The sequence below is a fragment of the uncultured Pseudomonas sp. genome, assembly GCF_913777995.1.
Classification (GTDB): Bacteria; Pseudomonadota; Gammaproteobacteria; order Pseudomonadales; family Pseudomonadaceae; genus Aquipseudomonas.
Genome location: NZ_CAJYVE010000019.1, coordinates 34481 through 46897, shown reverse-complemented (window position 1 = coordinate 46897; position 12417 = coordinate 34481). Strand labels below are relative to the sequence as shown.

Here is a 12417-nt window from a genome sequence, read left to right as displayed (position 1 = left end):
CCCCGGGCCGCTGGCGTTTTACGCTGGCGGTCAGCCGAACTGCGTGACCAGCTTGGTGTTTAGGTAGGCCTCGATGGCCTCGGTCCCCCCTTCAGAGCCATAACCGGAATCCTTGATGCCACCGAACGGCACCTCCGGCAGGCCGATACCCTGATGGTTGATGCTCAGCATACCGGCCTCGATGCCATAGCTGAGCGCCTGGGCGGTCTTGATCGAAGTGGTGAAGGCGTAGGACGCCAGCCCGTATGGCACGCGGTTGGATTCGGCAATCGCTTCCTCCACGCTGTCGAAAGGTACCAGCAAGGCCACGGGACCGAACGGCTCGTCGTTCATGATGCGCATCGCGGGAGTCAGCCCGCTGAGCACCGTCGGTTCGAAGAACCAGCCATCGCCCTCGATGGCCTTGCCGCCGGTCTCCAGCTTCGCGCCCTGGCGGACCGCATCTTCGACCAGCTCGCGCAGCGCCGGCGCCCGACGCTCGTTGGCCAACGGCCCCATGGTGGTGGTGCTGTCCAAACCATCGCCCACCTGTACCTCACGGGTCAGGCCGACGAACTTCTCGACGAATTGCTCGAAAACCGGGCGCTGCACCAGTATGCGCGTTGGCGACACGCAGACCTGCCCGGCATTGCGGAACTTGGCGGTGGCCAGGGTACGTGCAGCCAGATCCAGGTCGGCATCGGCGAACACCAGTGCCGGGGCGTGGCCCCCCAACTCCATGGTCGCGCGCTTCATGTGTTGTCCGGCCAATGCCGCCAGTTGCTTGCCCACCGGCGTGGAGCCGGTGAAGGTGACCTTGCGGATGACCGGATGAGGAATCAGGTAGCCGGAGATCTGCGCCGGGTCGCCATACACCAGACCGATCACCCCAGCCGGCACACCGGCGTCATGGAACGCACGGATCAGCTCAGCCGGCGATGCCGGGGTTTCTTCCGGAGCCTTGACGATGATCGAGCAACCGGCCGCCAGGGCCGACGACAGCTTGCGCACCACTTGGTTGATGGGGAAGTTCCAGGGCGTGAACGCCGCGACAGGGCCTACCGGCTCCTTGATGACCTTCTGCTCGACGCTGGCATTGCGCGACGGAACCAGACGACCGTAGCTGCGCCGGCCTTCTTCGGCCAGCCAGTCGATGATATCGGCCGCCGAGAGGGTCTCGGCACGTGCTTCAGCGAGCGGCTTGCCCTGCTCCTGGGTCATAATCCTGGCTATGGCGTCGGCACGCTCGCGCATCAGCACGGCGGCCTGGCGCATGATCTTGTAGCGCTCGAAAGCCGGCGTGGCACGCCAGGTGGCGAAACCGCGCTCGGCAGCGGCGAGTGCGTCGTCCAGGTCGGCGATGTCGGCATGGGCGACCTGACCGATGACTTTCCCGGTGGCCGGGTTGACTACAGGCTGGGTTCGGCCTTCGCGAGCGGCACGCCACTGGCCATCTATATACAGCTGTACATCAGGATACATCGCACATCTCCATTGGCAGGTTGCAAGTAGAATCGCGTGTCTTTCTCTACATGGGGACGTTGCCACGCAGATCAAGTGGACTCAGAGAATCGGCCGCCCACCGGTCACCCCGAAGCGCTCGCCAGACAAGTAACTGCCCTCGTCGCTGGCCAGCAGCACATACAACGGCGCCACTTCCACAGGCTGACCGGGGCGCCCCAGCGGTGTATTGCTGCCGAACTGCTCGACCTCTTCGGCGGGCATGGTCGCCGGAATCAACGGTGTCCAGATCGGCCCGGGCGCCACACTGTTGACCCGGATGCCACGTTCACCTAGCAGTTGCGCCAGCCCGCCGGTGAAATTGGCGATGGCGCCCTTGGTGGTCGCGTAGGGCAACAGGTTCGGCTTGGGCATATCGGAATTCACCGAACTGGTGTTGATGATCGACGCCCCAGGCTGCATGTGTGGTACGGCTGCCTGGCAGATGCGAAACATCGCGGTGATGTTGATATCGAAAGTGCGCACCCATTCATCGTCAGGAATGTCTTCGAAGCGCTCATGGGTCATCTGGAACGCGGCGTTGTTGACCAGCACATCGAGGCGGCCGAACTGCGCAACGGTCTTGTCGACGATTTCTCGGCACACCGCCTTGTCGGCCAGGTCGCCCGGCAGCAGCAGGCACTGGCGCCCTGCCCGCTCCACCCAGCGGGCGGTCTCCTGGGCATCTTCATGCTCATCCAGATAACCGATGGCGACATCGGCACCTTCACGAGCGAAGGCGATGGCCACCGCACGACCGATACCGCTGTCGGCACCGGTGATCAGCGCGACCTTGCCCTGCAGCTTGCCAGCGCCTACATAACGCTCTTCGCCGCAGTCGGGGTAAGGATCCATGCGGCCCTGGCTACCGGGCACCGGCTGGGTCTGTTTCGGGAAGGGTGGACGAGGATAGTCAGCCATGGGAATGCTCCTTTCAAAGGTGGGAGTGACCCTGTTTGTGGCCTTGCGCCCCCCGGCATCGTTCAGCACGTTGCCCTGAACCCCTGACGAGCGGTCATCACCGACATGCAGGCAAGGCAATCTGCCATCCATCGGAAATCGCCGCGCCACTGCAGCTCCAACGGTCCGTCGCAGATCGTCTTGCACAGCTAACTCGCTGACTGTTCGAAGAAAAGACTCCAAGGCTGCGAGTCGCTCAAGAACGCACGCGACAGCGCCGATGAACGGTACTGCGCCCAGTGTTTTGGATCCCATATTTTCTAACCACGCACGGCGCGTCATCTCATCCGCAGGAGGCACCGATGAAAGCCCTGATTCTCACCCTGACCCTTCTTATGCCAGGTCTGGCCGTCCAGGCGAGCGAACGCAATATCGACGTTCCCCACGACCCGAATGCCCGGCATGCCCTGTTGGAGAAATCCGGCCATGCCCAGCAGCGCGTGGTGGTCACTCGTCGCGATGGGTTACTGGGGACGCTGTATTCACGCCTGATGTACAACTGCGAGCGCCATACCGTAGCGTTGCTGGGCACCGGTGAAAGCCTACAGGCCCTGCACGCTGCAAGCCCCTCTGTTGGCATGCTGCCGGTCATTCCCGATTCGACAGCTGCCTATATCGCCAGCGAAGCCTGCAGCTGAGCGACAGCCCGAACCTGCGCCATGCTCTGCCAGCACCCGATGCTGATCGCCCTGCCTCCCCCGCAAACCTGTTCGCTCAGAACGACAGCTGGGTAGTCGACAGCACTTGGCGCAAGCCCATGAACGAGCGGATCTGCCGGACACCGGGCAGGTAAAGTAATTGCTCGGCATGCAGACGGTTGAAGCTCTGGTTGTCGCGGGTGCGCAACAGCACGAAGTAATCGAACTCCCCCGTCACCACGTGCACTTCCATACAGCCGGAGACCTTCTGTACGGCGGCCTCGAATTGCGCGAACGACTCAGGTGTGGAGCGATCCAGTACTACGCCGATCAAAACCACCATGCCCGCGTCCAGGCGCTCACCATCGAGCAGCGCGACCGTGCTGCGGATAACCCCGGTCTCCTTGAGGCGCTCGACCCGTCGCAGACAGGCAGGTGGGCTGAGATTGACCTTGGCGGCCAGCGCCACGTTGGAGATCGAGGCATCGCGCTGCAGCAGCCGCAGGATGGCCTTGTCCGTGCGATCCAAAGCCACGGAAGTTTCATTTGTTGCTTTCATTAGCCTTTCCACGAACTTATATTTCGTCAATCAAAGATAAGCTGACTTTTGTTATTTTTTCATCGCATTTTTTGCAATCCGCTTTTTGACGATCTTTTCTAGGCTTCAAGGCATCGCAATCAGACGATGGAGCCGTGCCATGAACCTTGAGAAATTCCCGCGCTATCCCCTCACCTTCGGACCTTCGCCAATCACCCCGCTCAAGCGCCTGAGCGAACATCTGGGCGGCAAGGTCGAGCTGTATGCCAAACGCGAAGACTGCAACAGTGGGCTGGCATTCGGCGGCAACAAGACGCGCAAGCTGGAATATCTGATTCCCGAGGCTCTGGCTGGTGGCTACGACACGCTGGTGTCGATCGGCGGCATCCAGTCCAACCAGACCCGGCAGGTCGCAGCGGTTGCCGCGCACCTGGGCATGAAGTGCGTACTGGTGCAGGAAAACTGGGTCAACTACTCCGATGCGGTCTATGACCGGGTGGGTAATATCGAGATGTCCAGGATCATGGGGGCTGATGTAAGGCTCGACGCCGCAGGCTTCGATATCGGTATCCGCCCCAGCTGGGAACAGGCCATGGCCGATGTCAGGGCTGCCGGTGGCAAGCCGTTCCCTATCCCGGCCGGTTGCTCGGAACACCCTTATGGCGGTCTGGGTTTCGTCGGTTTCGCCGAAGAAGTGCGTGCCCAGGAGCAGGCTCTGGGGTTCACCTTTGACTACATCGTGGTCTGCTCGGTGACCGGCAGCACCCAGGCGGGCATGGTCGCCGGCTTCGCGGCAGACGGCCGGGCCAGACGCGTGATCGGCATCGACGCTTCGGCCAAGCCCGAGAAGACCCATGCGCAGATCCTGCGCATTGCCCGGCACACCGCGGAACTGGTGGAGCTGGACCAGCCCATCACCGCCGAGGACGTGATACTCGACACCCGTTATGGTGGACCGGAATACGGTTTGCCGAACGAGGGCACGCTCGAGGCGATCCGCCTGTGCGCCAGACTCGAAGGCGTATTGACCGACCCGGTGTACGAGGGCAAATCCATGCACGGGATGATCGATAAGGTACGCAACGGCGAGTTCCCCGAAGGCTCGCGCGTGCTGTATGCACACCTGGGTGGCGTGCCGGCGCTCAATGCCTACAGCTTCCTGTTCCGCAACGGTTGAAAATCTGCCAAGGCCCCGGCCACTGCCACGACCGGGGCCTAGCGATCAGTGATGGGTATCTGGCCGGGCTGTCCGGGTCGGCAGACACACCGCGTAGGCCATCGCCTCATCGCGGGTATTGAAAGTGGCCAGCCGGTCATGGTCGGTGCAGACCCGCCAGGGTCCGTTGTTCACACTGATCACCTGGTAGCCGTTGACTTGCATCTTGTGCAGCATCGCAGTGCTCATGTTCACCTCCAGAAAGCGGATGTGTTGCATCACTTACCTTACACCCCCACGCCGACAAGAGACCGACCGTTCGGCACATCTTCACCAAGCCCGGTCACCGATGCACATCAGGCCCCCGGATGTCGAACCCCTCCCAGCGTTTTCCCATCAACGAAGAGCAAGCAGCACCTTGACATCGCTACGCCTGTCGGGCTAGCCGTGCGACAGCTTGTCACAGGGTGTTACCCTGCATACGCATCTGCTCAGGTGTTCGGGTAGCACGGAAACATTTCAGACAGATGAACAGGTTGATAGAGCCGATGAGAGTGGCGTGAAGCCCCCGGTTTTCGGGGATTTTAAAAAACTGGCACGGCATCTGCTTAGATACAGGCATAACAAGAACAAGAAACGCAGCAACCCAATAAAAACAAGATGCACCGGCTCTGACATAACAAGAACAACACGGACAGAGACGCAGCCAACTGATTTTTTTGAAGTCGATCGCTTCACGGGCCGCGTGCCCACGACCGGTCACAGAACAACAAGACTGCCCAAGGCAGCTACACGACAGGTTGGATCTTTCACCGAAGATCGATCAGCGCTCAAAAAAATACGTTTGCTCTTGACCCCGCATGGGGGTCGCCAAAGCAGGAACGGGCCAGGCTACCAAGAACAACAACAGGCCACCCGAAAAACAAAAAGAGCATACCAAGAAACCTTGAAGGGGAGCCCAGGCTCCCCTTCGTGCTTTTCGTCATTCCCTTTCTGCACCCCATCCCGCCAGCCACGCGCGGCAGCGGGCAGCGCCCGGCGAAGCGCAAGGCGGTATAAGGAAAAAAGTGAAGGGGGAAGCAGTGGCATCACGCCACTTTAGAAAAGACACACTCCATCGATCACGCCAGATGGATTGTATATTTCAATCAATGCGGAAAAAGCCTTGAACGAAAAATGATAATGATTATTATTTATCTCGCTGGTCGCGAGACTGGCGGGTAACCCCGGAGTCACAGGTCGACTCCAGGATTATCTCCTCATCAGGCTAATCACGGTTTTTGACCCGGCTTTTTGCCGGGTCTTTTTTTTGGTTTTTCGCTGCTTCAGGCTAATGAAGTCGGAAGGTGCTGCATATGCCGCGCAGCATAACAAAGGCTCACCCTGTCGGGTCATAGAATCTTCCTCACGACACGATGGAATCAGGCAATTGTTCATGTCTAACACTTGAGAATGCTTATCGGTTGCACTAGCCTGTTTTAATTATGGATGCCACCTCCTCGGCATGACCTTTCTTCCAGGACCCTCCACGAGCGATGCCCATGAGTAGCCAGATTTTGTCTGCATTGCCGGGCTCCAGGCCGGCCGCCTCCGACGTCAGCACGCAGGACCTTGCACTCGCCCGCCGACTGCGCAAGCTGTCGCGACGTACCCGGCAGATCTTCCTGCTCTGTCGGCTGGAGCAGCGTTCGCATGCCGAAGTCGCCGCCTTCATGCAGGTAGACGCCGCCAAGGTGGAACGCGCCATGCTGCGCGCCATGCGCCATGCCCATCGCCACCTGGCAGATCCGGCTGCACCCTTGGCCATCCACGACAGCGCCGATGCCTGGTACATCCACCTGCAGAACCCTTCGGCCACACCCAGCCAGCGAATCGAATTCCGTCACTGGCTGGACGCCGACCCGGCCCACCTGGCCGCCTTTCAGGCCAGCGAACGGCTGTGGCAGCGCCTGCGTACCCCAGCGGCACTATTGGGCGCCAGCGGCTGGCATCGCCGCAAACCCAAGGGAACACTGGCCTGGTGCCTGGCCGTCACGTTCGTCTGCAGCCTTCTGACGGCCGTGGAAACCTTCAGCTGATCGTCAATGACCCATTCACGACTGAACCGCGCGGCTCAATCCCTGTAAAGTAACCGCCATGTTCTGTGCATGCGCCTACAGGGAGACCACGTGAGTCCGATCATCCGTGCCGATTTCGACAGCGGCAACATTGAAGTCATCGACGCCGGTAACCCGGCAGCCATCGAGCTGGCTATCCGCCCGGATACCCACAGCGCGCATTACCAATGGTTCCACTTCAAGGTCGAGGCCCTGGTGCCAGGCCAGCGCTACACCTTCAGGCTCGGCAATGCCGGCGGTTCCAGCTATGGCCACGCCTGGCGCGGCTACAACGCCGTCGCCTCCACCAACGGATACGACTGGTTCCGCGTGCCATCGAGCTTCGACGGCCAGGCACTGACATTCACCTACGAGGCTGAGGGGCCGCAGGTCTGGTTCGCCTATTTCGAACCCTATAGCCGCGCGCGCCATGACCGGCTGATCACCCAGGCAGAACAACAGGCCGGCTGCCAACGTCTGGCCACCGGGCAGAGCGTCGAGGGCCGCAGCATCCCGCTGTTGCGCAAAGGCGATGGCGCACCGGGCAAGCGCAAGATCTGGATCATCGCCCAGCAGCACCCTGGCGAGCACATGGCCGAGTGGTTCATGGAAGGCATCATCGAACGCCTGCAAGCGCCTGCCGACACCAGCCTGCAGCAGCTGCTGAGCGCCGCCGATCTGTATCTGGTGCCGAACATGAACCCCGACGGAGCCTTCCACGGCCACCTGCGCACCAACGCACGTGGCAAGGACCTCAACCGGGCCTGGCAGGACGCCAATGCCGAAGACACTCCCGAGGTGCACTTCGTCCAGCAGCAGATGGAAAAGTATGGTGTCGACATGTTCCTCGACGCCCACGGCGACGAAGACATTCCACATGTATTCACCGCCGCCTGCGAAGGCAACCCTGGCTACACGCCGAAGCAGGCCGAGCTGGAAGCCCAGTTCCGCAGAACCCTGGAGAGCATCACCAAGGACTTCCAGAGCGTGCACGGGTACCCGCTCAGTGCACCGGGGCAGGCCAACATGACCCTGGCCTGCAATAGCGTCGGCGAACGCTACCAATGCCTGGCACTGACCCTGGAAATGCCGTTCAAGGACCATGACGATGCGCCCAACCCGCGCACCGGCTGGTCTGGCGAGCGCTCGAAGAAGCTGGGCGTTGACGTGCTCTCCACACTGTCGCGCATGGTGCACGACCTGCGCTGAATCAGGCGGCGGCCGCTGACCCCGGCCGCCCCTCAGCATTCCCCGCCCTCCTTCGCTGGACGACTTGCCCGATGCACACCCTTGCAGACCTGCGCGCCGGCCGCCTGGCCGGTATCGAACGCCTCGACCTGAGCTGCGGCCTGGAGCAGTTTCCGCCGGAAATCTTCGAGCTGGCCGACACGCTTCGCGTGCTGAACCTCAGCGGCAACGCTCTGGATCAGCTACCCGATGACTTGTACCGACTGCATCGTCTCGAAGTGCTGTTCGCCTCGGAAAACCGTTTCACCGAGCTGCCATCTGCGCTGGGACGCTGCAAGCGGCTGAGCATGATCGGCTTCAAGGCCAATCGCATCGAACATGTACCTCCCCAGGCGCTGCCCGCCCACCTGCGCTGGCTGATCCTCACCGACAACCACCTGGAAAGCCTGCCTGAGCAACTGGGCCACTGCAGCGACCTGCAAAAACTGATGCTGGCGGGCAACCGGCTGCGCAGCCTGCCGGCCAGCCTGGCGAACTGTCACCGCCTGGAACTGCTGCGCATCGCCTCCAATCGGCTGTACACCCTGCCCGACTGGCTGCTGAGCATGCCGGCACTGGCCTGGCTTGCCCACGCCGGCAATCCGTTCAGTACCTGCCCGGCGCCGGCGCGCATTCGCCGCATACCCTGGCGGCAGTTGACGGTCAGCCAGCAGCTGGGGGAAGGCGCATCGGGCATCATCCAGCAGGGCCAGTGGCAGAGCGAGGAAGGCTCACGGCCGGTCGCGATCAAACTGTACAAAGGGGAGCTCACCAGTGACGGCTCGCCTCTAGACGAAATGCAGGCCTGCATGGCTGCCGCCACGCATCCACAGCTGATCGACGTTCTGGGAGAAATCACCGATCACCCCGAGCAGCGCCGCGGACTGGTCATGGGACTGATCGACCCGGAATGGAGCAACCTGGCCGGGCCGCCCAGCCTGGACTCCTGCACCCGCGACTGCTACCCGGCGGACCTGACCCTCGACCTGCCGGCGCTGATGCGCCTGGCCACGGGTATCGCCGCCGTGACGGCCCACCTGCATGCGCGCTCGCTGACCCACGGCGACCTGTATGCACACAACATTCTCTGGCAACCAGACGGTCGGTGCCTGCTGGGTGATTTCGGTGCAGCCGCCTTCCATCCTGCGGCTGCCCAGGCACAGGCGCTGGAGCGGATCGAAGTGAGGGCTTTCGGGATTCTCTTGCAGGAATTGCTCGACCGCTGCCCGGCGGCCAGCGACGAAAGCCGCCTGCAGGCACTGGCACAGGCCTGCCGACAGGACCAGGTACTGGCGCGACCGGCGATGCACGAGGTACATCGCCGTCTGCTGCAACTGTCTGAGGCATGACGCCACAGACCCTGTCTGCGCGGGGCGGCGGTTTCAAGCGCAACGGTCCTGGTGAGCGAAACCGCCAAGTGTCAGTGAGCGGGCCTCAGGCCAGGCCCACGTACATGTTCTGTACGTCGTCATGGTTGTCGAGCGCTTCCAGAAACGCCTCGACCTCGGCCATCTGTTCATCATTCAGGCCATCCACGGTGTTCTTCGGCCGGTAGCCCAGTTGCGCGGATTGCACGGTGAAGCCCTGGTCAGGCAGCGCCTTGCACACGGCGTCGAGGTCGGTCGGCTCGGTGAGGAACAGCACCACCCCATCCTCGCCTATCTCGCAATCCTGAGCGCCGGCTTCGATGGCCGCTTCTTCGGGGTCCAGGCCTTCGGTGTTGGCCACGGCCTCGATCATGCCCTGGTACAGGAAATCCCAGGACACCGAGCCGGAAGCGCCCAGCTGCCCCTTGCGAAACAGCACGCGGATTTCCGCGACGGTGCGGTTGACGTTGTCGGTAAGGCACTCGACGATCACTGGCACGCGGTGCGGGGCAAAACCTTCGTAGGTCACGCGCTCGAAGCTCACGCTCTCGCCCAGCAGGCCGGCACCCTTCTTGATCGCCCGCTCCAGGGTGTCACGCGGCATCGAAGCCTTCTTCGCCTGCTCCACCACCAGGCGCAGGCGCGAGTTCATGTCAGGATCGGCGCCGGCGCGGGCGGCGACCATGATTTCCTTGGACAGCTTGCCGAAAATCTTGCCCTTGGCATTGGCAGCCGCTTCTTTATGTTTGGCTTTCCACTGTGCGCCCATGTCTGCTCTCTTGATTCGCTGGCGTCCCGCCGCTCGGGCACCGCTTTGGCGCGCCTCGGTACAGGACGTTGAAAAGATACTGCCCGGAACACCCGGGGACAGGGCGAGCATTCTATACGCCCGCCGCGCAGATGGAACCCCTGGCAAAGCGGCCCGGGTCGTGTTGGACAATTACCCGGCACGTAACGAGACCTGTAGTCCATTTCTGAAATAACCCACCAACATGCTTTTGCCGCCCGGCATTTCGTACCCTTCGCAGCCTGAAAACCCGTGGATGCAGAGTCCCCAGCATGACCCAAGTACCCCCCTGGCCGATGACCCTGAAGATCGTCGGCTGCCTGCCCGACCTGCAGGTGGCCGGCTACACCGGCCAGGAAGCCCTCAACGAACCCTGGCGCTTCGACGTCGAGCTGATCAGCCGGGAAGCCCACATGGACCTCGCCCGCCTCACCGGGCGCCAGGCCCGACTGACCCTCGCTGGCGGACACCCCGGCGTGTCAGGCGAGATCACCCGTGTCACCCAGGTCTACGCCGGCACCTGCCTGAGCCACTACCGCCTGACGCTGGGTCCCGCACTCGGGCGCCTGAATGGCCCGCCATGCCAGCGCGCTTTCCACCATCTCAGCGCACCGCAGATCATCGAACGACTGCTCGGCGAGCATGGTTTCACGGTGCAGGACTACAGCTTCGAGGCCCTGCAAGGGCTCTACCAGACTCGCCCATTGTGCATGCAGCATCGGGAAAGCGACCTGCATCTGCTGCAGCGGCTGTGCGAAGAGGAAGGACTCTATTTCCGCTTCGTCGACACACAACTGGTGTTTTCCGATGACCCGTGCAGCTTTGCCGAGCGCTCCAGCGCCTTGCCGCTAGGGCCCTGCCCGGCCAGCGGGCAGGCACTTGGCGATCTCGTCGAAAGCCTGACCATCCGCAGCGCCACGCCCGAGCCTGCCAGCCCTGGCGAACTGGCCTGCCCAGCGGGCGAGCATTGTGCACAGGCTGACAATCAGCCCTGTGAACGGCAGGGTCCCGACAGCGACCTGCAACGTCGTGCCCGGCGTCTCGAACGACTTCGCGGGCAAACCCGCCAAGTGCAGGGGTGGAGCCGCGACGCGGCGCTGACTTGCGGACAGGTGGTACGGGTGGTCGGGCACTCGCAGCCGCGCTTCAATGACCATTGGCTGGTCACCCGGCTGCGCCACGTCGGCCGCCAGCCTGAAGTCTTCGAAGGCCATGACCCCTACGACATCGCCGCGATCGTTGCCCAGCTGGCAGTACCCGAGAGCACGCAGGAGGACGCCCTGGACAACTATGTGAATCACTTCGAAGTGATCGAATGGACGCATGCCTTCCGCCCCCAGCTCAAGCACCCCAGGCCACCGGCGAGCGGTGTGCAGCCTGCCACGCTGATGGGCGGTACGCCTGATGCGAGCGGTTGCCTGCCAGTGCGTTTCGACTGGCAGCTCTCGGCACCAATGCCGCCAACCTGGCCACGGGCACAACTGGCCGTTGAACGCATTCCTGTGGGACACCGGCTGAGCGAGGGCGACCGGGTGCTGATAGCCTGCCTGGACAACGACCCCGACCGCCCGGTGATCTGCGCCCTGCTCGCTGCAGCAGGGCAGCATGCTACGCCACGCCTGTGGCTGGATGGCCAGGAAGTGAGCACGCTACCCGAGGCGCTGCAAGTGAAGGCCGGGCAGTCCCTGACGGTACGGGGTTGTCAGGAGCTGGTCGTGGAGGGTCTGGCGGGAGCCCTGACGATGACCGACCAGGGTATCGGGGTACAGGGCAGTCAGGCGCTGCGCCTGGGGCAGCAGCCTCTGCAGGCCGCCCTGCAGGACCTGCGGCTCGACACAGCGGAATGCGCGCCAGGCCGACAGGTCTGGTACATCGTGCGCATGGCCGAACCGGGGCTGGAGCACCTTTCGCGACTGAATGCCGAGGATGTGCTGTTCGAGGGCCGCAGCGACGAAAATGGCTGCCTGGGGCTGACGCCCATCGATCGCCAGCGCCTGGCCGTCGAGTATGCCCGTACACCGGGGCAGTTGTGCCTGCTCCAACCGGGCCGCTGTGTGACGCTGTACGAGCACCTGCATCGCAGCGAGCAGCAGGACCTGCACGTCGCGCTTCTGGAAGTCGGGCGTTTGCAGCCTGCTCCTTAGCGGGGTGACTCACAAGTTCGGGCGA

11 protein-coding genes are annotated in these 12417 nt (G+C 62.6%); 6 read left to right on the top strand and 5 right to left on the bottom strand.

The features are described from left to right. Positions 1-30: 30 nt before the first annotated feature. The gene (locus QZ497_RS08100) at positions 31-1461 is read right to left on the bottom strand and encodes an NAD-dependent succinate-semialdehyde dehydrogenase (RefSeq protein WP_295472956.1); all 1431 of its coding nucleotides are present in this window, start codon (positions 1459-1461) and stop codon (positions 31-33) included. Positions 1462-1542: 81 nt separating this feature from the next. Continuing rightward, positions 1543-2400, bottom strand: coding sequence for an SDR family oxidoreductase (locus QZ497_RS08095; protein ID WP_295472954.1), 858 nt, complete (start codon positions 2398-2400; stop codon positions 1543-1545). 341 nt (positions 2401-2741) lie between these two features. Here QZ497_RS08095 and QZ497_RS08090 point away from each other — a divergent pair, with 341 nt between their 5' ends. After that, positions 2742-3077, top strand: a complete 336-nt coding sequence (locus tag QZ497_RS08090; protein WP_295472952.1) for a hypothetical protein — start codon at positions 2742-2744, stop codon at positions 3075-3077. A gap of 76 nt (positions 3078-3153) precedes the next feature. Here QZ497_RS08090 and QZ497_RS08085 read toward each other — a convergent pair whose 3' ends face one another. Further along, positions 3154-3636 carry an Lrp/AsnC family transcriptional regulator gene (locus QZ497_RS08085; protein ID WP_295472950.1) on the bottom strand — a complete coding sequence of 161 codons (483 nt, stop codon included), beginning with the start codon at positions 3634-3636 and terminating at the stop codon, positions 3154-3156. Between the two features lie 139 nt (positions 3637-3775). Here QZ497_RS08085 and QZ497_RS08080 point away from each other — a divergent pair, with 139 nt between their 5' ends. Beyond that, positions 3776-4792: a 1-aminocyclopropane-1-carboxylate deaminase gene (locus tag QZ497_RS08080; protein ID WP_295472948.1), complete on the top strand. Its 1017-nt coding sequence runs from the start codon at positions 3776-3778 to the stop codon at positions 4790-4792. A 45-nt stretch (positions 4793-4837) separates the two neighbouring features. On the opposite strand, the gene QZ497_RS08075 is transcribed toward QZ497_RS08080, so the two are convergent. Continuing rightward, positions 4838-5020 carry a DUF2188 domain-containing protein gene (locus QZ497_RS08075; protein WP_295472946.1) on the bottom strand — a complete coding sequence of 61 codons (183 nt, stop codon included), beginning with the start codon at positions 5018-5020 and terminating at the stop codon, positions 4838-4840. A gap of 1292 nt (positions 5021-6312) precedes the next feature. Here QZ497_RS08075 and QZ497_RS08070 point away from each other — a divergent pair. From QZ497_RS08070 to QZ497_RS08060, 3 genes are all read left to right on the top strand, one after another. Then, positions 6313-6849, top strand: coding sequence for a DUF4880 domain-containing protein (locus tag QZ497_RS08070; protein ID WP_295472944.1), 537 nt, complete (start codon positions 6313-6315; stop codon positions 6847-6849). A gap of 90 nt (positions 6850-6939) precedes the next feature. Next, positions 6940-8076, top strand: a complete 1137-nt coding sequence (locus QZ497_RS08065; protein ID WP_295472942.1) for a M14-type cytosolic carboxypeptidase — start codon at positions 6940-6942, stop codon at positions 8074-8076. A 71-nt stretch (positions 8077-8147) separates the two neighbouring features. Continuing rightward, positions 8148-9443 carry a leucine-rich repeat-containing protein kinase family protein gene (locus QZ497_RS08060; RefSeq protein ID WP_295472940.1) on the top strand — a complete coding sequence of 432 codons (1296 nt, stop codon included), beginning with the start codon at positions 8148-8150 and terminating at the stop codon, positions 9441-9443. Positions 9444-9528: 85 nt separating this feature from the next. Here the strand turns inward: QZ497_RS08060 and QZ497_RS08055 are convergent, their stop codons facing one another. Further along, positions 9529-10230, bottom strand: coding sequence for a YebC/PmpR family DNA-binding transcriptional regulator (locus tag QZ497_RS08055; RefSeq protein ID WP_295472938.1), 702 nt, complete (start codon positions 10228-10230; stop codon positions 9529-9531). Positions 10231-10520: 290 nt separating this feature from the next. Here QZ497_RS08055 and QZ497_RS08050 point away from each other — a divergent pair, with 290 nt between their 5' ends. Beyond that, the gene (locus QZ497_RS08050; RefSeq protein WP_295472936.1) at positions 10521-12392 is read left to right on the top strand and encodes a type VI secretion system Vgr family protein; all 1872 of its coding nucleotides are present in this window, start codon (positions 10521-10523) and stop codon (positions 12390-12392) included. Positions 12393-12417 lie beyond the last annotated feature (25 nt).

Coding starts and splice junctions, on each gene's coding strand:
- QZ497_RS08090 (WP_295472952.1), top strand. CDS start 2,742: ATGAAAGCCCTGATTCTCACCCTGACCCTTCTTATGCCAGGTCTGGCC.
- QZ497_RS08050 (WP_295472936.1), top strand. CDS start 10,521: ATGACCCAAGTACCCCCCTGGCCGATGACCCTGAAGATCGTCGGCTGC.
- QZ497_RS08070 (WP_295472944.1), top strand. CDS start 6,313: ATGAGTAGCCAGATTTTGTCTGCATTGCCGGGCTCCAGGCCGGCCGCC.
- QZ497_RS08075 (WP_295472946.1), bottom strand. CDS start 5,020: ATGAGCACTGCGATGCTGCACAAGATGCAAGTCAACGGCTACCAGGTG.
- QZ497_RS08080 (WP_295472948.1), top strand. CDS start 3,776: ATGAACCTTGAGAAATTCCCGCGCTATCCCCTCACCTTCGGACCTTCG.
- QZ497_RS08060 (WP_295472940.1), top strand. CDS start 8,148: ATGCACACCCTTGCAGACCTGCGCGCCGGCCGCCTGGCCGGTATCGAA.
- QZ497_RS08085 (WP_295472950.1), bottom strand. CDS start 3,636: ATGAAAGCAACAAATGAAACTTCCGTGGCTTTGGATCGCACGGACAAG.
- QZ497_RS08100 (WP_295472956.1), bottom strand. CDS start 1,461: ATGTATCCTGATGTACAGCTGTATATAGATGGCCAGTGGCGTGCCGCT.
- QZ497_RS08095 (WP_295472954.1), bottom strand. CDS start 2,400: ATGGCTGACTATCCTCGTCCACCCTTCCCGAAACAGACCCAGCCGGTG.
- QZ497_RS08055 (WP_295472938.1), bottom strand. CDS start 10,230: ATGGGCGCACAGTGGAAAGCCAAACATAAAGAAGCGGCTGCCAATGCC.